Genomic DNA, 20,054 nt, shown 5'->3' on the forward strand with positions numbered 1-20,054 from the left:
TAATTCTTTTTTGATAAAAAATATTAACAAAATATTAGTGATTGATTATTGCAGATTTTTCAATAATTTAGCCAAAATTTAAAGAAATCTACAAATGAAGAATATAGCACTACATTCAATTCACGAAAGTTTAGGAGCAAAAATGGTACCTTTTGCAGGTTATAACATGCCTGTACAATATGAAGGTGTTACTGCAGAACACCTTACTGTAAGAGACTCTGTAGGAGTTTTTGATGTAAGTCATATGGGAGAATTTTTAGTTAGCGGAGAAAATGCTTTAGCATTAATTCAAAAAGTAACTTCTAATGATGCTTCTAAATTAGAAATTGGCGATGCACAGTACAGTTGTTTCCCAAATGAAGAAAACGGAATTGTAGATGATTTAATTTGTTACAGAATTAAAGAGAACACTTATTTATTGGTTGTTAACGCTTCTAATATTGAAAAAGATTGGAATTGGATTTCTAAATTTAATGCAGATTTTAATGCAGATTTAAGAGATTTATCTGACGATTACTCTTTATTAGCCATACAAGGCCCAAAAGCTGTTGAAGCAATGCAATCTTTATCTTCTTTAGATTTAGCAGACATTCCTTTTTATAAATTTAAAATTGGTGATTTTGCAGGCATCGAAAATGTAATTATTTCTGCAACTGGTTATACTGGTTCTGGCGGATTTGAGATTTACTGTAAAAATGATGAAGTAGCACAAATTTGGAATAAAGTTTTTGAAGCTGGTGCAGATTTTGGTATAAAACCTATTGGTTTAGCGGCAAGAGATACTTTACGTTTAGAAATGGGTTATTGTTTATACGGAAACGATATTAACGACACAACATCACCAATTGAAGCAGGTTTAAGTTGGATTACAAAATTTACAAAGGATTTTGTAAACCATGAAGCATTAGCGAAACAAAAAGAACAAAAACCAGAAAGACGTTTAGTTGCTTTTGAATTGGACGAAAGAGGAATTCCTAGACAAGGTTATGACATTGTAGATGGTAACGGAAACATAATTGGAAACGTAACTTCTGGTACAATGAGTCCTTGTTTACAAAAAGGAATTGGAATGGGCTATGTACCTAGAATTTTATCTAAATCAGGAACGCAAATACACATTCAGGTTCGTAAAAAAGCAATACCTGCTACAATTGTAAAACTACCTTTCTATAAAGGATAATCGTTTACTGGATTAAAATAATAATATTATAAAAACCTTACGAGAGTAAGGTTTTTATTGTTTTAAGTAAGCAACAACGGCTTTTCTAATATCGAAAGCCAATTCGTTTTCTTTAGGCTTATAAACAGCAATTACTTCTTTATTTTCTGATGATAAAAAAGGAATATCGAATCCTTTTAAAAGGTAATCAGAAAAAGCAACGGTATATATTTTATTGTTATTTAATTCTTTGTTTTTAAGCATCCATTTGTCATTTACTTTTTCAGCATTAAAGCGTTGTAAATAAGCGCCAGTTCCTGCAGCTAAAAGGCCATAATCTAATACACGTTTTAGTAATCTTCCTTTAATTTTTACTTTTAAAATAGCGCCTCCGTATGGTAAAACTCTAAAAATATCTACCGCATTAATATCTCCCGCTAATTGATCGTCTATACGAATAGAACCACCGTTTACCAAAGCACAATCTACCGAATCGTCAAAAGAAAAAGACATCGATTTTGTAATAATTTCTCCTAAATTTGTTTGTACACTTCTTATTGGTGTATCTCTACCGTCTAAAGGAATTTTAGCTGTGTAAATTACTTCATTCGGGTTTTTAATAATGTCTTTTATTTTTGATGTTAAAATAGTTTGCCATTTATCTACAATTGCGCCTACTTTTTCATCAGTTTTTATAGATGAATTTATTTCTTTTAATTCTGATGTTACTATTGCCTTTTTTGTTTTTTTATCAAAAGAAACTCTATGAATATAAGCCGTTTTTGCATTTGCATCTGCTTTAGCAATCAACACCTCACCTACTTTGTCATAAGAATTTGTATGCTCATGACCACCCATAATTAATGGTAAATTGGGTATTAATTTGGCAATTCTTTTATCATTCGTAAGTTTTACATGTGTTAAACCAAAAACAACATCTACAGAATCTTTTATGGCTGCATAAGATGTTCTTGCTTTTACAAACATATTACCATATTCTACAAATTCTTTTGGGTTAGATGGTATACAAACACTTATAAAACCTACTTTAATTTTTGTACCATCTTCGTCGGAAAATTCTTTGATAAAAGTTTCTTCTAAGGGTATTTGTTTTCCTTCTTTCTCTTTGTAAAAAGGAATCGACTTCTCTTTTGTTTTTAATTTAACATTGGCAGAAATCCAAGGAAAATTACTTTCATTTAATCGTTTTTGTAAATCGTTTTTAGAAACATCAAACTCATGATTACCAAAAGCAACCAAATCTGTGTTCATAGCATTTAGCACTTCTACCATTTGTTTACCACGAACTCTTTCTCCATCAACTTTAATGGTTCCTAATAAAGACGGATTTAAAAAATCACCAGCTAAAACCAACATTGTGTTTTTATTCTCTTTTAATAAATCTTGATGTACCGTTTCTACTCTTGCCATTCCTCCAAATTCTCCTCCTTGGATTGGAGCAATCTCATAAACATCGTTAATTTGTAAAAATGTAAAATCTATTTTTCCATCATCTTTGTTACAAGAAAATAAAAGTGTGATTGATAAAATGTATAAAAGTGATTTTGTTAATTTCATTTCTGAATTATTTTTATTTTTTAATAATTAAAGAGTAATTTATTTTGTGATTTTTAATTATTTTGATATTCAAATTTTAATCTATGATGAGTCATATAAGACTCCATTTTTTCTGTATATCTATTTAATTTAATACCTGTTTCAATTCTTAATGACTTTTTAGTTTCAATACTTAATTTATTTGAAATCACAAGATCTCCTTCAGAATCAAAAGTAATAAGATAATTATCGAAAAGTTTATGCAAACAAGATGTTAGAATTATCCCATTATTTAAATCATAGTATTCAGTAAATTCACATTCACTAAACGGTTTTATATGACAAGCCTCAAGTAGTTCTGTTTGTGTAATTTTTGATATACCACATTTAAATAACCAAATTTCAAGTAGCTTGTTTCTAAAACTAGATTGTTGAGTTCTAATTTTAGTTAAAATCATCTTATATGATTCTTTATTAGCTAAATTAATACTGTTTTCTTTTACTTGTTCTTCAAATTCATTTGATTTATTAAGATGAATTAAAGGAACACTTATTTTTAACTCAAATTTTTCAATAAACAATATTTGAAATAAGTCAAGAATATCTTTAAACGAAGTAAGTTTTATACTTAATTCTTTATTAGATTTTATTTGTTCTATTACTTAATTTAAACCTTTGTTTAAAATCTTCATTTATAATCAAAAAACAGTTTTTTCTAAAATAAAATAATAAATCTTCATTATTAATAATATAAGAAAATGGAACTTCAAATATTGAGCTAAATTGTAATTCCTGTTTAAGTTTTCTGTCAATTATTTTAATATTAACTTTAGATTTTGAATTTTCATATTTTTTTGATTCATACGAAAATTCATTGTTTATAAATTTAAAAGATTTGAAAAAATTTGATAAAATTAATCCTTTTTTCATTTTTTTAAAACACGTTATATTATAATCTTGTTTACAAATATTCTTAAAAAAAGAAAATCTAAACTTTAAACAAAAACCTCTAATGCTTTATTATAAGCACTCTCAAAACTCATCGGTTTAATATTTGTATTTGCTTTTTCTGTAGTAAAATAGCTTAATAATTTTTCCGTTGGCATATTACCAGTTAAATCGTCTTTTGCCATTGGACAACCACCATACCCTTTTATAGCACCATCAAAACGATTGCAACCAGCTTTAAAAGCTGCGTTTACTTTTTCGTGCCATTTATCTGGAGTAGTATGTAAATGTGCTCCAAATTCAATTTCTGGATATAACGGAATTAAGTTAGAAAACAAATAATCAATAACATCTGGTGTAGAGCTACCAACAGTATCTGAAAGCGATAGAATTTTTACACCCATTTTAGATAATTTCTCTGTCCAGTTACCAACAATATCTACATTCCAAGGATCTCCATAAGGATTTCCAAAGCCCATAGATAAATATGCAACAACTTCTTTATTTGTTTTATCAGCAATGTTCAAAATTTCGTCTAATGCAGTAATAGATTCCGCAATTGTTTTGTGTGTATTACGCATTTGAAAATTCTCTGAAATAGAAAAAGGATATCCTAAATAATCTATTTCTTCAAACTGAGAAGCATCATTTGCGCCTCTTACATTTGCAATAATTGCCAATAATTTACTTTCTGTTTTAGACAAGTCTAATTTTGCTAAAACATCTGCTGTGTCTCGCATTTGAGGAATTGCTTTTGGCGATACAAAGCTCCCAAAATCAATGGTATCAAAACCAACTTTTAATAAAGAATTTATATACAATGCCTTTTTTTCTGTGGATATAAAATGAGATTTTATTCCTTGCATTGCGTCTCTTGGACATTCTATAATTTTGACATTTTTCATCAATTCAAATATAGAGAAAGTAAAGTAGTTCTAAAATTATTTTTAATGATTATTATTCTCTTTTTGGTAGATTTGTTTTCTAAATGAATAAGACAAAAATAATATTACCTACCATTGTAATTTCTCAGTTTTTCTGTACCTCGTTATGGTTTGCAGGAAACGGAGTAATGAGTAATCTTGTAGAAATTTTTAACCTACAAGAAAATGCTTTAGGTCATTTAACTTCTGCTGTTCAGTTTGGCTTTATTTTAGGAACCTTAGTTTTTGCTTTATTCACAATTGCAGATCGGTTTTCGCCTTCTAAAGTATTTTGTTTTAGCGCAATACTTGGTGCTATTTTTAATGTTGCATTGGTTTTTGAGAATCAAACATTATTTAGCTTACTAGGTTTACGTTTTTTAACAGGCTTTTTTCTGGCAGGAATTTATCCTGTAGGAATGAAAATTGCTACAGATTATTTTCAAAAAGGTTTAGGAAAGTCTTTAGGATTTTTAGTTGGCGCTTTGGTTTTAGGTACTGCTTTACCTCATTTATTAAAAGATATATTAGTTAATTATTCTTGGAAAAGTGTTTTAATTACAACTTCTTCATTGGCTGTTTTTGGCGGATTATTAATGTTTTTATTAGTAAAAAATGGTCCTTATAGAAAAGAAAACACGACTTTAAACTTAGCCGCTTGTTTTAATGTTTTTAAAAACATTGATTTTAGAAAAGCCGCTTTTGGATATTTTGGTCATATGTGGGAATTGTATACTTTTTGGGTATTTACACCAATATTGCTCTTAAAATACCAAGAATTACATTCAGAAGTTTTTTTTAATATTCCCATATTATCTTTTATAATTATTGCCGCAGGTAGTTTTTCTTGTGTTTTAGGTGGTTATATTTCGCAAATTTTAGGTGTTAAAAAAACTGCTTTTAGTTTTCTTTTAGCATCCTGTTTGTGCTGTATTATATCACCTTTTATATTTAATTTTTCTAATGAATATCTTTTTATAGCCTTCTTAGTTTTCTGGGGAATGGTTGTAATTGCAGACTCTCCTTTATTCTCTACTTTAATTGCTAGAAACGCACCTTCTAAAGACAAAGGAACTGCTTTAACCATTGTAAATTGTATCGGTTTTTCAATTACAATTATTAGCATTCAACTTGTTAATAGCTTTATGAATTTAACAGATTCTAATTTCATTTTTATGATTTTAGCTGTTGGTCCTTTTTTTGGATTGATTAGTTTGAAAGAAAAACGCAACTAAAAATTGTTATTAAACAATACTTCTAATTACGAAAAATAGTAATTAACCAATAGAATTAACTTGATTTTCAGTCCTTTTTATAGTAAATTCGTTATAATATGTAAAAAAGTTAAAAAATGAAGAGATTTGTGTTTTTTTTAATTGTTAGTGTATTTATTTTTGGTTGTCAAAAAGGAAAAGAAATTAGCTCTTTTAACTCAGAGAACTGGTCTAAACGATTCATAAATATTGATGCTAAAGATTCTCTAGAATATGGTAAATCTTATCTATCTGTTTATTCTCAAATTTATAGTGTTTCTGAGCATAAAACGCACAATTTAACTGCAATGATAAGCATGCGAAATACAAGCGATTTAGATACCATCTATTTACTAAAATCAAAATATTATGATACGCATGGTAAATTGGTTCGCACCTATTTTGATACACCTGTTTTTTTAGCGCCTATGGAAACTACAGAAATTATTATTGATGAAGTAGATGTAGAAGGCGGAACGGGTTCTAATTTTATTATTGAATGGAAAATACCTGCAAATTGCCCAGAACCTTTGTTTGAAGGCATTATGAATTCTACAGTTGGGCAACAAGGTTTATCGTTTTCTACACAATCTAAAAGAATACAGTAATTTTTTATAGTAATATTAAAGCTGCAATGGCAACAAAAACAACTATTTGCATCCATTTTAAATAGATTGCTGCTTTTTTATTTTGTCTGATATAAATAGAAATACTACCCGCTAAAAAAGCAATTGAAGAGAATATTACAAAAGACGTAAGTATAAATAAACCTCCTAAAATGTAAAACTGAGCAATCGTAGAAATTGTATCAGAAAATAAAAACTGAGGAAAAAAGCTAGAAAGAAAATAGTAACTTTCGGATTTAAAACATTCATCCAAAAACCTGTTTTAAATAATTCTACAGTAGATTTCTTTTCTACATTACTTGTAGAAAATGTAATTTCTGCATCACTTTTATACACTTTATAAGCAAGATAAAGTAAATACAACGCTCCAAACAGTTTAATAATAAAGAATACAGAAGGATTCTCTTTTATAATTGTAGAAACCCCAAAAGCGACTAAAGTAGTATGAATAATACAACCAGACATTAAGCCAAATACAGTTGCTAAACCATATTTTTTTCCATTTACAATACTTTGTACTAAAACAAAAATATTATCTGGCCCTGGCGAAAAAGCCAATACACAAGTTGCCAGTATAAAAGAAATTAGAGTTTCTAACATTATTTATTTAGTTATTAGGAATATAGTGAAGTAATCTAATGGTTAAAAAAGAGATTACTTTGTCTTTTTTACTTATAATGAATCTGCTAAAATCGCTTTGTTTATTCGTTTTACCAAACTTGGTCCTTCATAAATAAAACCAGTATAAATTTGTACTAAATCTGCACCTGCTTCTATTTTTTCTAAAGCATCTTTTTCTGAATGAACACCTCCTACTCCTATTATTGGGAACGATTTATTAGAATTGTCTGCTAAATATTTAATAACCTTAGTGCTTTGATTTTTAATTGGCAGACCGCTAACACCACCATTTCCAATTTCTTCTAATCGTTCTTTAGAAGCTTTTAAATTACTTCTAGTTGTAGATGTATTAGATGCAATTACACCATCAATTTTAGTTTCTGCAACTAATTCTATAATTTCATCTAATTGTGCATTATTTAAATCTGGAGCAATTTTTAATAAAATAGGCTTTTGTTTTTGCTCTAAGTTATTTAATTCCTGACAAGCAGAAATCAATTCTATTAAATAACTTTTGTCATTCAGTTTTGCATGACTACCAACATTAGGGCAACTTACATTCAATACAAAATAATCTACATATGGATGCAAACCTTTAAAACACTCTTTATAATCTTCTGTATAATTTTCTGGTGCTGTTTGTGTATTCTTACCAATATTACCACCAATTAATACGTTGCCTTTGTTCTTTTTTAATTGCTCTATGGCAATTTGCAAACCTTCGTTATTAAAACCCATTCTATTGATAATCCCTTGATCATCTTTTAAACGAAATAATCTTTTCTTAGGATTACCAACTTGTCCTTTTGGAGTTACAGTACCAATTTCTATAAATCCGAAACCAAAATTGGCTAATTCATTATACAAAACAGCATTTTTATCGAAACCAGCTGCTAAACCAACAGGGTTTTTAAAGGTTAGCCCAAATAAATTACGTTCTAATTTTTTATCATTTACTTGATAAATACCTCTAAATATACTAGAAACTAAAGGAATTTTACACATAAATTTTACCAATGAAAATGTAAAATAATGAATCTTCTCTGGATCGAAAAGGAAAAATATTGGTCTTATTATAAGTTTGTACATCATTTAATAAATATAAAAAAAGCTCCATAAAGGAGCTTTTAGATTATCTTAAAACAGCATCTAAGTTTTTCTCAAAACTTTGCTGTAATTTTTGCATTATTTTATCTATTTGTTTGTCTGCTAAAGTTTTAGTTTCATCTTGTAATACAAAACTTACTGCATAAGATTTTTTACCTTCTGGTAATTTATCACCTTCATACACATCAAATAAATCTACTTCTTTTAAAAGTTTTCTTTCTGATTGAAAAGCCAAATTATACACTTCTTTAAATTCAGTTTTACTATCAATTAACAAAGCTAAATCTCTTTTTACAGAAGGGAATTTTGACAAATCTGATACTTTAATATTTTTTTTGCTTGATAGTTTTAAAACATTATCCCAATTAAAATCTGCAAATAAAACTTCTTGCTTAATCCCGAATTCTTTTAAAATAGAACGTTTTACAACTCCAAAATCTACCAATTTAATTTTACCTAAACTTAAAGTAATTCCTTCAGAGAAAACATCATTTTTAGTTGGTGTACTTTTTAAGTTATTTATTCCTAATCTTTCTAATACAGCAGTAATTATTCCTTTTAAATAAAAGAAATCTGAAGTAGTAGCATTTGTTTTCCAAGACTCTTTTGTTCTGTTACCAGTAACAAATAATGTTAAGTGTTTATCTTCTTGATATTTCTCATTGTATTTATGATATGTTTTACCAAATTCATAAAATTTTAATGAATTATTTTTTCTATTTAAATTATAAGAAACAGACTCTAAACCACTAAATAACAATGATTGACGCATTACACCTAAATCATTACTTAAAGGATTTAACATAGCAACATCTGCATCGCTATTTATGTTTTCAGACAAAGCAGTATAAGATGCTTTTGTTAATGAATTTGCCATTGTTTCATTAAATCCTAAAGAACTTAATTGGTCTGCAACAACGTTTTCAATCTTTGTTTGCTTGTTAGAATCGAAAGAAATTGAGGTATTTAATTTATGAGAAAACTCAATATTATTGTAACCATACACACGTAAAATTTCTTCAATAATATCGGCTTCACGTTGTACATCTGTTCTATAAGATGGAATTGTTAAACCTAAACCACCTTCTGTTTCGCTACTAATTTTAATCTCTAAAGAAGCTAAAATATTCTTAATTGTTTCTTTTGGTATTTCTTGTCCAATTAAACGATAAGCACTTTCGTAAGAGAAAAACACTTGAAAATCTTCTACTTTAACAGGATAAAAATCAGAAACATCAGAAGCCATTTTTCCGCCAGCATATTCTTCTATTAACAAAGCAGCTCTTTTTAAAGCATATTCTGTCATGTTTATATCAATTCCTCTTTCAAAACGGAAAGAAGCATCTGTATTTAAAGCGTGTCTTTTAGCGGTCTTTCTTACAGAAACAGGATTAAAATAAGCACTTTCTAAAAATATAGAAGTTGTATTTTCAGTTACACCAGATTGCAATCCTCCAAAAACCCCACCAATACAAAGCGGTGTAGATTCTGCATCACAAATCATTATATCATCAGCAGATAGTGTTCTTTCTACTTCGTCTAAAGTTGTAAACTTAGTACCTTCTTTTAAAGTTTTAACAATAATTTTATTTCCTTTAATTTTCTGAGCATCAAAAGCATGTAACGGTTGCCCTAACTCATGTAAAACATAATTTGTAATATCTACAATATTGTTTTTTGGTGTTAAACCTATTCCTTTTAATTTATTTTGAATCCATTCTGGAGAATCTTTTACAGTTATATCTGTAATTGCAATTCCGCAATAACGAGGTACTAAATCTTTGTTTTCTACTTCAACATCAAAACGTAACGTTCTTTCATCTACATGAAAATCACTAACAGATGGAGAAATTAATTCTAATTTAAGATCTTGCTGCATTAAACCCGCTCTTAAATCTCTTGCAACACCATAATGGCTCATTGCATCAGATCTATTAGGTGTTAATCCTATTTCGAAAATAGCATCTGTTTCTATATTAAAAACTTCTGCAGCTGGCGTTCCTTCTTTTAATTTATCTTCTAAAACTAGAATTCCATCATGTCCTTTACCAAGACCTAATTCGTCTTCGGCACAAATCATTCCATGACTTTCTTCACCTCTAATTTTACCTTTTTTAATTTTAAAACTATCTCCTTTATCATCATACAAAACAGTACCAACAGTAGCTACAGGTACTTTTTGACCAGCTGCAACATTTGGAGCACCACATACTATTTGTATAGGATTTCCATCTCCTAAATCTACAGTTGTAACTTTTAAACGATCTGCATTAGGATGCTGAATACACGTTAAAACTTTACCTACAACAATACCTTTTAAACTTCCTTTTATAGACTCTTTGGTTTCAATTCCTTCTACCTCTAAACCTAAATCAGTTAAAAGTTCACCTGTTTTAGTAGGTTCCCAATCTATCTGTAAAAATTGCTGTAACCAATTGTATGATATTTTCATATACTCTTTTTGAATATTTTAATGACGGCAAATTTAACATTTAAAAAGATTTTTATCAACTTATTTAGCACAAAAAACTATTTAAAAATGTTAGTAATTTATTGTAAATTCGATTATAATTTAAAAATTAAAAAATGAAATATCTTATACTGATTATCAGTGTTTTATTTTTATTTTCTTGCCATAAAGAAACAATTAAAACACTAGAAAAAGGTAGTTATAGAGCCGTTTTAAAAGTACAAGACAACCAAGAGTTGCCTTTTCTTTTTGAAGTTAAGAATGATTCTTTGTTAACCATTTTTAATGCTAATGAAATTATAACTGTAGATGAGATTACTTACAAAAACGATTCTGTAAGAATACAAACACCTTTTTTTGAAGGATATATTATTGCTAAAATAGAAGACGAAACCATAAACGGAAGTTTTATAAAATCCAGTTTAGATAGAATTGTACCCTTTAAAGCGGTAAAAAGTAACAATCGATTTTCTTCAAATACAGCTTCAACCCAAAATATTACTGGAAATTGGGAAACCGTTTTTAGTAAAGGATCTGGTTATGACGAATATTTAGCAAAAGGGATTTTTAATCAAAAAGGAAACAATGTAACAGGTACTTTTAGAACTACTACCGGAGATTATAGGTATTTAGAAGGCATTGTAGATGGAGATTCTTTAAAACTTTCTACTTTTGATGGCGCACATGCTTTTCTTTTTAAAGCAAAAGTTACAGATTCTACAATGAATGGTTTTTTCTATTCTGGAAACCATTGGAAAGAACCTTTTACTGCTAAATTAAATAATAAGTACGAGCTACCAAATGAAGAGAATTTAACTCAGATTAAAAAAGGATATGAAGAATTCGATTTCTCTTTTCCTGATACTAGAGGAAGAATTATTTCTTTAAGTGATCCTGAATTTAAAAACAAAATTGTTATAATTCAGATTATGGGAACTTGGTGTCCTAATTGTTTAGATGAAAGTAAGTTTTTAGTAAATTATTTAAAGGAAAATCCGAACAAAGACATTAAAATTATTGCGCTTGCTTTTGAAGTTGCAAAAACTAGAGCAATAGCTTTTAATAGAATTAAGCGTTTAAAGAATAGAATTGGTAATACATATCCTATTTTATTGGCGCAATTTGGTAACTCTGCAGATAAACATTTAGCACAACAAAAATTACCAATGCTAAATAACTTTATCTCTTATCCTACAACAATTTTTATTGATAAAAAAGGGAGTGTAAGAAAAGTGCATACAGGTTTTAATGGACCTGCAACAGGAGAAAAATACATGAATTTTAAAAAAGAATTTGAATCTTTTATAGATACTCTTGTAAACGAAAAAGAATAATATTTTTACAATTTAATTAAAAATAATGCTGAAAAAAATACCTAATTACATAAAATATATTTTTAGCAATTTCCTACTACTAATTGTTTTTAATTTTATTTTTAGAGTACTCTTTTATTCTTTTTTTGCTGAATTAAATACGGCAATTTCATCCGAAATTCAAAGAGCTTTTTGGTTGGGTTTACGTTTTGATATTAAACTTGCTTCCATAGCCATTTTTCCTTTAGCTTTTTTAATACTAATAATAAACAGACGGTTTTTTGAATATAATTTTTATAAAAAATTAGCGAACACTTATTTAGTGATTGCGTATATAGCTTTAACACTTGTATATTTAATCGATTTTGGATACTATGATTACTTATCTATTAGATTAGATGCAGCTTCTCTTCGATTTTTAGAAGACTTAAAAATATCATCGCAAGTTTTATTGGAGAGTTATCCTGTTTTTAAAGGTTTACTTGGTCTAATTATTCTTGCTTTTTTAGTTTTTAAACTTTCAAAACTTGTCTATTTAAAATTTAAAAACTCTCAAAAACAAATTTCTAAAAAATTAAAAGCAGTTTATTTTATAACCGCATTTTTAATATTAGCTTTTAGTATTTATAATAGTTTTACTCATTACCCTTTAAGGTGGAGTGAAGCTTTTTTCTCAAAAAACAACAAGGTAAATCAGTTTGCATTAAACCCTGTTTTATACTTTTTTGATAGTTTTAAATTTAGAAGTGAAGGTGTAAATATGGATGAGTTTAAAAAATACTATCCGGTTATTGCCGAGGAATTAAACTTACCTAAAGACAAAATTTCTTTTGAAAGAAAAACAGTTTTTAAAGACTCATTACAAAGCAAACCAAATGTAGTTTTTGTAATGCTAGAATCTGTGGGTGTTAAACCTTTAAGTTATTATGGAAATGCTATAAATAGCTCTCCTAAAATAGACTCTTTAATTCCAAAAAGTTTAAGTTTTTCTAACTTTTATGTTCATAAATCTGGAACAGCAGCAAGTGTTTTTGCAAGTGTAACAGGTTTACCAGATATAGATGATGTAAAAACAGCTTCTAGAAACCCAATGATTATAGATCAGCGTATTTTGTTTGATCAATTTAATGGTTATAAAAAATTATATTTTTTAGGAGGAAGTGCAAATTGGGCAAACATTAGAGGGATTTTTCAAGCAAATATAAAGGGCTTAAAAATATTTGAAGAAGGAAGTTATAACACAGAAAATAGAGCAGATGTTTGGGGTATTGATGATTATGAACTTTTTAAGGAATCTGATAAGGAACTAAAAAAGTTACATCAACAAAACAAACCTTTTGTAGCTTATATACAAACCGCATCTAACCATATACCTTTTACAGTTCCTGATAAAAAAGAAAGCTTTACTCCTCTTTCTAAAGATGCAATTTCAGAATCTTTATTAGAAAAATCTGGTTTTAAATCTGTTTCTCAATTAAATGCTTTGCGATATTTAGACTTTAATGTAGGTCGTTTTTTAGAAAGAGCAAAAACTGCAGGATATTATGACAACACTGTATTTGTTTTTTTTGGCGATCATAATACAGCTATGAATAGAACCGATAAATATACAAATGAATATGATTTAAACATTCAATTACAACATGTTCCTCTCTTAATACATGCACCAAAATTTGTAAAACCAAATGTAATTGCTAAAAACGGTAAATTAATAGATCTATTTCCTACTGTTATGAGTTTGCTTAAAATGAATCATACAAATTATACTTTAGGTAATAACCTTTTAGATTCACTAAAAACTAAAAATTCATCCTTTGTTTATCTTAAAATAAAAGGAGAACCTGCAGTGGGTTTATTACAAGATAGTTTATACTACTCGCAAACAAACCTTACCAAAATAAAAGGTTTATATAATTTAAATAGTGATAAAATTATTGATATAAAAAAAGAATACCCTAAGAAAGCATCTGAAATGGACAGTCTTTTAAATGCTTATTATCATGCAACAAAATATTTATACTTTAACAATAAAAAACATTAAGAAAAAAGTTTATTATCTAACTTTTTAAATAAGTAATAATAAATTTTAGCTAAGACAACACCTGTTAAGATACCTACAGATATATCTAACGGAAAGTGTACACCTAAATACAACCTACTATATGCAAAAATTAAAGGAAACAATAAGATAAAGTAAGTATACTTATATTTTTCTCTTAATAAAAGAATTACAAATACAGAGAAAAATGTAGATGTTGTTGCATGACCAGAAATAAAACTATGACTTTGCGGATTTATTAACGTTCTTAATAAATGCTTAATTTCTAAATCATTATTTGGTCTAAGTCTTCCAACAGTGTCTTTAATTAGATTTGTGAACTGATCTGAAAAAGCTACTAATAAAATTAGAGCAAAAATCACAAATCCACCACGTTTCCAACCAAAACTTTTAATTACAAGATAGAAAACAAAAAGAAACAATGGGCTCCAATAAAATTGATTGGTAATTACCAACCAAAATGAATCCCATTGCTCATTTCCTAAATTATTTAAGAAAACTAATAACTCTTTGTCTTTTTGTATTATTGAATCGAACAAATTATTTTGCTATTTCTAAAATTTCTACTTCAAAAACTAAATCAGATTTTGCAGGAAAAGGGCCATATTTTGTTTCTCCAAAACCAATATAATAAGGTATAAATAACCTTGCTTTTTCTCCAACTCTTAACGTTGCTGCACCTTCTTTAAAACCAGTAATCATAGGTCTCTTAGCATCATCTAACTGAAAAACAAATGGCTGACTACTATCTTCTGTAGATTGTATTCTATTACCATCTGCAGTATATAAAGTAAAATGAGATTTTACAGGTTTATTTGCTACAACTTTTTTACCTGAAGGATTTTTTTAAGCATTAAAATTCGCAAACCGGAATCTGTTTTAACAGCTTTAGATTCGTCCATTTTATTTAAAAATATAGTTTTATCTTTTAAGTATTTAGAATACCTAGCTTCTTCTTCTAATGCCGCTTTCTTCTTTAATTCTTTTTCCGTTTCACTAGATTTTAATAATTCAGATTCAAAAACCTTAGAAGCATTAAACGCTTTCGCTTTAGCTCCTATTCTAATAATTTTAACAGTATTAATAGTATCACTTTTTCGAATACTATTAACCGCTACCATTCTTATAGAATCGATTGCCTTAACTAACTTTAAAGAATCTTTAATTTTAGTTTTTAATGCTGTCAATTGTAATGAATTTACAACCGTTTTTCCAAAAACAGTGTGTTTTGCATCTAAATAAGGTATTTCTTTATGCGTGATAAAAAACTGACTCCCATTTGCATTCGGACCAGGATTTGCCATAGATAAAACACCTGCGTCATCATGACTGTTAATCAACTTACCGTTCTCGTCTTTAACAAATTCATCTGCAAATGTAAATCCCGGACTACCTGTACCAGTTGCCGTAGGATCACCACCTTGAATAATAAAATTATCTACAACTCTATGAAAAGTTAAACCATCATAGTATTTTACGCCTTTAAACTCTTCAGAAACCTTGGTATTCGTTCCTTCTGCTAAAGAAACAAAACTAGCAACCGTCATAGGAACTTCTTCTACAAAAAGCTCTAATAAAATATCGCCTTTATCTGTAACTATTTCTGCATATAAACCCTCTTCTAAATTTTTATATTTAGCAGGTGTACAAGCTATTAAAAGCGTAAAAGCGATTAAAACGAAAACATTTTTCTTCATCTACTTTTTTGTAATCTCTAAAATTTCTACTTCAAAAATTAAAGCCGAATAAGGTTTAATTAATTGACCTCTTTGTTGAACTCCATAACCTAATTCTTGAGGAATAAATAATCTATATTTAGCACCCTTATTCATTAATGTTAATCCTTCATTAAATCCTTTAATAAATTGATTTGCATTAGACTCATAAGGTTTATTTTTTTCAACAGTACTATCAAAAACCTTACCATCTCATAGTAGTACCATGATAATGAATTTTAATTTTATCTGTTGGTAAAACTTTATCTCCTTTACCTTCTTTTAAAACGATATATTGTAAACCACTATCTGTAGTTACTACACCTTCTTTCACTCCGTTTTCAGCTAAAAAATCTTTTCCTGCTTTTTTAATATCTCCAAATTTAGCCTCAGCATCTTTAGTTCTTTTTGCTGTTTGTTGTCTTTGGAAAAAACCTCTTAGAAAAGTATTTAATTCTTTTTGATCAATTAATAAATTAGTAGAATCAGTTCCGTTTCTATAACCTTGTAAAAACAAATCAGTATTAGCGTTTTCTAAATTAGCTTTTACCTTAATAGCCATATCCATTCCTAAAGCATAACTTGCAGAATCTATTTCCGTTTCTAATGATTTAACATCTGCTTTTTGATTTCCACATGAAATCATTGTTGCTGTAACTGCGAAAATTGCTAACGTTTTTAATACTCTCATTTTTAATTATTTAATATTTATTAATGTTACTGTACTCTTTATTGATTTGTTAATTCCAATCTTATTACCATCTCCAGTTATACCAAAAGCACTGTACGAAGGTATCACAAAGGTAATTGTTTCTCCTGTTTTCATCAACTTTATTCCTTTCTGTAAACCAGAAATAAAATCTTCTTTATCTACTAAGTACTTTTTTATACCTAAACTTTGTTTACTATATATAACAGAATCGTTTAAATCTGTAATATTATATTCTATTGTTACTTCATTTCCTTTTACAGGGTTTTGCAACTCGTTTTCTACTTTATGTTTGTATGTATACCAAAATCCATTTGAAGATTGTATATAAACATTTGTAGAGTCTTTTTTAATTAATTCAATAATTTTATTGTCTTCAACTTTATTTAAAGCAATAGATTCTTTAATAGTTTCCTTATAGAGTGTTGTAGATGTTTTAGGGTTAATTGGTCTTCTAGGTTCTATTTTAGAACAAGAAAAACAAATAACTAACAAAAAAACAAACAACTATTTCTCATAAGACACTTCTAATTCAGTTTTATAAGTTGGTAATAAACTTGTAAATCTTGTTATTGTTTCTTCCATTGATAAATTAGACTTTCCGCCAGCAGCATTATCATGTCCTCCTCCATTAAAATGATTTCTAGAAAACTTATTTACAGAAAACTCTCCTTTAGATCTAAAAGAAATTTTAATTATATCTTGATCATTGTCCTCAATAAAAATAGCAGCAAAAATAATTCCTTTTAAAGAAAGTGCATAATTTACAACCCCTTCTGTGTCTCCTTTTTGAAAATCAAATTGCTTTTTTTCTTTGTCTGATAAAGTAATAAAAGCTGTTTTATACTCTGGTAGAATTTGTAAATTACTTAATGCTTGTCCTAATAATAAAAGTCTATTATAAGAATTAGCATCATAAACATTATTATGAATTCTATCGTTTTGAGCACCTTTATCTATTAAATCTGCTATAATTCTATGTGTTGTACTCGATGTAGATCTAAATCTAAAAGAACCGGTATCTGTCATTATACCTGTATATAAACAAGTTGCAATATCAGCGTCTATTAAATCTAAATCATTATTTAATTCTATAAACTGATACACCATTTGACAAGTAGAGCAAATAGTAACATCAGAATACATATATTTTACTTCATCTGGTTGTTGATGATGATCTATCATGGCAAAATCATTAGGGTATTTTTCTAAAGTATTTTGCATATCATTACCTACTCTGTGTAGTGCATTAAAATCTAACAGAAATATAATATCTGAATTTCGAATAGCTTTTTGAGATTGATTATTTTGCCAATCGAACCTATAAGTAGTCTCAGAACCTGGTAACCAATGTAAAAAATCTGGATACTCATTTGGTACAACAACAGTGCACGCATGTCCTTTTTTATCTAAATAATGCTTTAAAGCCAATGTAGAACCCATAGCATCACCATCAGGATTTCTATGCCCAATTATAACTATGTTTTTAGGTTTTTCTAAAAAACCTTTTAATTCTTCAAATCCTTTTAAAATCATAATTGGCGAATATACAATTTAATTAAAAAAATTATGTAATTTCGCGCCGAATTTGTGAAACGCTTTTATTCTTAAAAGTTAATTTATAAAGTTTAAATAATAAAATTTAAAAATCAAAAAAAGATGGCAACAAATAGAACATTTACAATGCTTAAACCAGATGCAGTAGAAAACGGGCATACTGGAGCAATATTAGAAAAAATGAACGCTGCAGGATTTAGAATTGTAGCTTTAAAGAAAACTCAAATGACTAAAGCTGATGCTGAAACTTTTTATGCTGTGCATAATGAGCGTCCGTTTTTTGGTGAATTAGTTGAGTTTATGACTCGTGGACCAATTGTTGCTGCAATTTTAGAAAAAGATAATGCTGTAGAAGATTTTAGAACTTTAATTGGTGCTACAAACCCAGCTGATGCTGCAGAAGGAACTATTAGAAAATTATATGCTACTTCTATGGGAGAAAATGCTGTACATGGTTCTGATTCTGACGAAAATGCGGAAATTGAAGGAAATTTTCACTTTTCTGGTAGAGAGCAGTTTTAAGAATTCTTAAAAGAAATATATAAAAAACTCATAACTTATTTGTTATGAGTTTTTTAGTTTATTAGACTAACATTATTTTATTTATCAACTTATCTCCCATTTCTTCATTCATCATTTTAATTATTTTATCTTTACCATAACTTAATTCTTCTCTTAAAACAGAAGATTTTAATTGAATAATTAAAGTCTTGTTATGTAACTTTACAGAAGTTGTATGCGTTGCTACTCCTGGCCCCATCATTTTTGCCCAAGTTTCTTCAACTTTTATTTTCTGCATTCCTTTACTCAAGTTATTTTGCTTGATAAAAGTTTTCATTAAGTCTTCTATTGAAAAAGAATCATTTTCTCTCTTTGCCATTTATATTTAGCTTTTCTGTAATGGATTACTAAGTAAGTTTATAACTTAAAAATCTGATAAGGGTTATTACTTTGTTTTACTATATTTTCTGTTCTCTCTGAGTGTGTATCTGTTATAAAAATTTGACCAAACTCATTTTTATTTACCAATTCAATAATTTGTAAAACTCTACTTTCATCTAGTTTATCAAAAATATCATCTAATAATAATATGGGAGTAACTTTAGATTGCTGTTTTATAAATTGAAATTGTGCCAATTTTAAAGCGATTAAATAGGATTTTTGCTGTCCTTGAGAACCAAATTTTTTAATTGGATAGTTTTGAATTTCAAAACTTAAATCGTCTTTATGTATACCAGTTGTTGTGTATTGTATAATTTTATCTTTTTCTAATGATTTCTGCAATAAATCTATTATAGAAGCATCATGTAATTGACTTTTATATTTTAAATTAACACTTTCTTTATCACCAGAAATAATTTGATACTTCTGGTTAAAAATAGGAATAAACTCTTCTAAAAAAGACTTTCTAATCTCAAATATTCTAGTTCCATATTCTGCTAGTTGATCATCATAAACACTTAAATTTAAAGCATCAAAAGTTCTATTAGCTGCAAAATATTTTAACAAAGCATTTCTTTGACTTAATACTTTATTATATGAAATTAAATCTTGTAAATATTTTTTGTTCTGTTGAGATATAACTCCGTCTATAAATTTTCTACGAGTATCACTCCCTTCTGTTACTAAATCTCTATCTGCAGGAGATATAATTACCAAAGGTATTTGACCTATATGCTCAGAAAATTTATCGTAACTCTTTCCATTTCTTTTTAAAACTTTTTTTGTCCTTTTTTTAAACTACAAACTATTTTCTCATTTCTATCATTTAAAACATAATCTCCCTCCACCATAAAAAAGGATTCACCATGTTTTATATTCTGAACAGCTATAGAATTAAAGTAACTTTTAGCAAAAGATAAATAATATATTGCATCTAAAACATTGGTTTTACCAACACCATTATTACCTACAAAGCAATTAATTTTCTGCTGAAAATCAAAAGATTGCGATTCTATATTTTTAAAATTGACTAAAGAAATTTTTTGTAAATACATGAATTAAACCCAAGTTTGAAAATGAATTGCAAATTATTGA

Annotated in this window: 17 protein-coding genes and 4 pseudogenes; 6 read left to right on the forward strand and 15 right to left on the reverse strand. The window is 27.9% G+C overall.

Annotation, left to right across the window (positions count from 1 at the left end; all coding sequences use genetic code 11):
* Nucleotides 1-94: 94 nt before the first annotated feature.
* Nucleotides 95-1,180 (forward strand): glycine cleavage system aminomethyltransferase GcvT, encoded by a 1,086-nt coding sequence (gene gcvT / locus N5A56_RS07060; protein WP_265724820.1) that lies wholly within the window; start codon nt 95-97, stop codon nt 1,178-1,180.
* 54 nt (nt 1,181-1,234) lie between these two features.
* On the opposite strand, the gene N5A56_RS07065 is transcribed toward gcvT, so the two are convergent.
* The 3 genes from N5A56_RS07065 to N5A56_RS07075 form a co-directional block, all read right to left on the reverse strand.
* A complete protein-coding gene (locus tag N5A56_RS07065) occupies nt 1,235-2,737 on the reverse strand; it encodes a bifunctional metallophosphatase/5'-nucleotidase (protein ID WP_265724821.1) in 1,503 nt (500 codons plus the stop codon).
* Between the two features lie 53 nt (nt 2,738-2,790).
* On the reverse strand, nt 2,791-3,297 hold the full coding sequence (locus N5A56_RS07070; protein WP_274270293.1) for an HNH endonuclease: 507 nt from the start codon (nt 3,295-3,297) through the stop codon (nt 2,791-2,793).
* 414 nt (nt 3,298-3,711) lie between these two features.
* Nucleotides 3,712-4,569 (reverse strand): beta/alpha barrel domain-containing protein, encoded by an 858-nt coding sequence (locus N5A56_RS07075; RefSeq protein ID WP_265724823.1) that lies wholly within the window; start codon nt 4,567-4,569, stop codon nt 3,712-3,714.
* 83 nt (nt 4,570-4,652) lie between these two features.
* Here N5A56_RS07075 and N5A56_RS07080 point away from each other — a divergent pair, with 83 nt between their 5' ends.
* Both N5A56_RS07080 and N5A56_RS07085 read left to right on the forward strand, forming a co-directional pair.
* On the forward strand, nt 4,653-5,822 hold the full coding sequence (locus N5A56_RS07080) for an MFS transporter (protein WP_265724824.1): 1,170 nt from the start codon (nt 4,653-4,655) through the stop codon (nt 5,820-5,822).
* 116 nt (nt 5,823-5,938) lie between these two features.
* Nucleotides 5,939-6,448, forward strand: a complete 510-nt coding sequence (locus tag N5A56_RS07085; protein ID WP_265724825.1) for a DUF3124 domain-containing protein — start codon at nt 5,939-5,941, stop codon at nt 6,446-6,448.
* Nucleotides 6,449-6,452: 4 nt separating this feature from the next.
* Here the strand turns inward: N5A56_RS07085 and N5A56_RS07090 are convergent.
* The 3 genes and pseudogenes from N5A56_RS07090 to pheT all read right to left on the reverse strand — a co-directional run bounded on the left by N5A56_RS07090 (nt 6,453) and on the right by pheT (nt 10,646).
* Nucleotides 6,453-7,066 (reverse strand): annotated as a pseudogene (locus N5A56_RS07090) (LysE family translocator).
* A gap of 72 nt (nt 7,067-7,138) precedes the next feature.
* The gene (locus N5A56_RS07095) at nt 7,139-8,176 is read right to left on the reverse strand and encodes a quinone-dependent dihydroorotate dehydrogenase (RefSeq protein ID WP_265726106.1); all 1,038 of its coding nucleotides are present in this window, start codon (nt 8,174-8,176) and stop codon (nt 7,139-7,141) included.
* A 43-nt stretch (nt 8,177-8,219) separates the two neighbouring features.
* The gene (gene pheT, locus N5A56_RS07100; RefSeq protein ID WP_265724826.1) at nt 8,220-10,646 is read right to left on the reverse strand and encodes a phenylalanine--tRNA ligase subunit beta; all 2,427 of its coding nucleotides are present in this window, start codon (nt 10,644-10,646) and stop codon (nt 8,220-8,222) included.
* 134 nt (nt 10,647-10,780) lie between these two features.
* Here pheT and N5A56_RS07105 point away from each other — a divergent pair, with 134 nt between their 5' ends.
* Together N5A56_RS07105 and N5A56_RS07110 are read left to right on the forward strand one after the other, a co-directional pair.
* On the forward strand, nt 10,781-11,998 hold the full coding sequence (locus N5A56_RS07105) for a peroxiredoxin family protein (protein WP_265724827.1): 1,218 nt from the start codon (nt 10,781-10,783) through the stop codon (nt 11,996-11,998).
* Between the two features lie 25 nt (nt 11,999-12,023).
* On the forward strand, nt 12,024-14,018 hold the full coding sequence (locus N5A56_RS07110; RefSeq protein WP_265724828.1) for an LTA synthase family protein: 1,995 nt from the start codon (nt 12,024-12,026) through the stop codon (nt 14,016-14,018).
* Here the strand turns inward: N5A56_RS07110 and N5A56_RS07115 are convergent.
* The 7 genes and pseudogenes from N5A56_RS07115 to N5A56_RS07145 form a co-directional block, all read right to left on the reverse strand.
* Complete coding sequence (locus N5A56_RS07115) at nt 14,015-14,575, reverse strand: phosphatase PAP2 family protein (RefSeq protein ID WP_265724829.1); 561 nt, start codon at nt 14,573-14,575, stop codon at nt 14,015-14,017. The genes N5A56_RS07110 and N5A56_RS07115 overlap by 4 nt on opposite strands.
* Nucleotide 14,576: 1 nt before the next feature.
* Nucleotides 14,577-14,804 (reverse strand): annotated as a pseudogene (locus N5A56_RS07120) (FKBP-type peptidyl-prolyl cis-trans isomerase); the annotation flags it as partial.
* A 50-nt stretch (nt 14,805-14,854) separates the two neighbouring features.
* Nucleotides 14,855-15,733 carry a peptidylprolyl isomerase gene (locus tag N5A56_RS07125; RefSeq protein WP_274270294.1) on the reverse strand — a complete coding sequence of 293 codons (879 nt, stop codon included), beginning with the start codon at nt 15,731-15,733 and terminating at the stop codon, nt 14,855-14,857.
* Nucleotides 15,734-15,904, reverse strand: a pseudogene (locus N5A56_RS07130) (FKBP-type peptidyl-prolyl cis-trans isomerase); the annotation flags it as partial.
* A gap of 52 nt (nt 15,905-15,956) precedes the next feature.
* On the reverse strand, nt 15,957-16,442 hold the full coding sequence (locus tag N5A56_RS07135) for an FKBP-type peptidyl-prolyl cis-trans isomerase N-terminal domain-containing protein (RefSeq protein ID WP_274270295.1): 486 nt from the start codon (nt 16,440-16,442) through the stop codon (nt 15,957-15,959).
* A gap of 6 nt (nt 16,443-16,448) precedes the next feature.
* On the reverse strand, nt 16,449-16,955 hold the full coding sequence (gene gldI / locus N5A56_RS07140) for a gliding motility-associated peptidyl-prolyl isomerase GldI (protein ID WP_274270296.1): 507 nt from the start codon (nt 16,953-16,955) through the stop codon (nt 16,449-16,451).
* A 12-nt stretch (nt 16,956-16,967) separates the two neighbouring features.
* Nucleotides 16,968-17,996 carry a DHH family phosphoesterase gene (locus tag N5A56_RS07145; RefSeq protein WP_265724832.1) on the reverse strand — a complete coding sequence of 343 codons (1,029 nt, stop codon included), beginning with the start codon at nt 17,994-17,996 and terminating at the stop codon, nt 16,968-16,970.
* A gap of 123 nt (nt 17,997-18,119) precedes the next feature.
* On the opposite strand from N5A56_RS07145, the gene N5A56_RS07150 reads away from it, so the two are divergent.
* Nucleotides 18,120-18,539 (forward strand): nucleoside-diphosphate kinase, encoded by a 420-nt coding sequence (locus tag N5A56_RS07150; RefSeq protein WP_265724833.1) that lies wholly within the window; start codon nt 18,120-18,122, stop codon nt 18,537-18,539.
* 61 nt (nt 18,540-18,600) lie between these two features.
* Here the strand turns inward: N5A56_RS07150 and N5A56_RS07155 are convergent, their stop codons facing one another.
* Nucleotides 18,601-18,897 carry a DciA family protein gene (locus N5A56_RS07155; RefSeq protein ID WP_265724834.1) on the reverse strand — a complete coding sequence of 99 codons (297 nt, stop codon included), beginning with the start codon at nt 18,895-18,897 and terminating at the stop codon, nt 18,601-18,603.
* A 38-nt stretch (nt 18,898-18,935) separates the two neighbouring features.
* A pseudogene (gene recF, locus N5A56_RS07160) lies at nt 18,936-20,014 on the reverse strand (DNA replication/repair protein RecF).
* Between the last annotated feature and the right edge of the window lie 40 nt (nt 20,015-20,054).

Source organism: Polaribacter ponticola (genome assembly GCF_026191475.2).
GTDB classification, from domain to species: domain Bacteria; phylum Bacteroidota; class Bacteroidia; order Flavobacteriales; family Flavobacteriaceae; genus Polaribacter; species Polaribacter ponticola.

Excerpts from the sequence above, each read along its gene's own strand:
- gcvT (WP_265724820.1), top strand. The coding sequence starts at position 95 with ATGAAGAATATAGCACTACATTCAATTCACGAAAGTTTAGGAGCAAAA.
- N5A56_RS07065 (WP_265724821.1), bottom strand. The coding sequence starts at position 2,737 with ATGAAATTAACAAAATCACTTTTATACATTTTATCAATCACACTTTTA.
- N5A56_RS07075 (WP_265724823.1), bottom strand. The coding sequence starts at position 4,569 with ATGAAAAATGTCAAAATTATAGAATGTCCAAGAGACGCAATGCAAGGA.
- N5A56_RS07080 (WP_265724824.1), top strand. The coding sequence starts at position 4,653 with ATGAATAAGACAAAAATAATATTACCTACCATTGTAATTTCTCAGTTT.
- N5A56_RS07085 (WP_265724825.1), top strand. The coding sequence starts at position 5,939 with ATGAAGAGATTTGTGTTTTTTTTAATTGTTAGTGTATTTATTTTTGGT.
- N5A56_RS07095 (WP_265726106.1), bottom strand. The coding sequence starts at position 8,176 with ATGTACAAACTTATAATAAGACCAATATTTTTCCTTTTCGATCCAGAG.
- pheT (WP_265724826.1), bottom strand. The coding sequence starts at position 10,646 with ATGAAAATATCATACAATTGGTTACAGCAATTTTTACAGATAGATTGG.
- N5A56_RS07105 (WP_265724827.1), top strand. The coding sequence starts at position 10,781 with ATGAAATATCTTATACTGATTATCAGTGTTTTATTTTTATTTTCTTGC.
- N5A56_RS07110 (WP_265724828.1), top strand. The coding sequence starts at position 12,024 with ATGCTGAAAAAAATACCTAATTACATAAAATATATTTTTAGCAATTTC.
- N5A56_RS07125 (WP_274270294.1), bottom strand. The coding sequence starts at position 15,733 with ATGAAGAAAAATGTTTTCGTTTTAATCGCTTTTACGCTTTTAATAGCT.
- N5A56_RS07135 (WP_274270295.1), bottom strand. The coding sequence starts at position 16,442 with ATGAGAGTATTAAAAACGTTAGCAATTTTCGCAGTTACAGCAACAATG.
- N5A56_RS07145 (WP_265724832.1), bottom strand. The coding sequence starts at position 17,996 with ATGATTTTAAAAGGATTTGAAGAATTAAAAGGTTTTTTAGAAAAACCT.
- N5A56_RS07150 (WP_265724833.1), top strand. The coding sequence starts at position 18,120 with ATGGCAACAAATAGAACATTTACAATGCTTAAACCAGATGCAGTAGAA.
- N5A56_RS07155 (WP_265724834.1), bottom strand. The coding sequence starts at position 18,897 with ATGGCAAAGAGAGAAAATGATTCTTTTTCAATAGAAGACTTAATGAAA.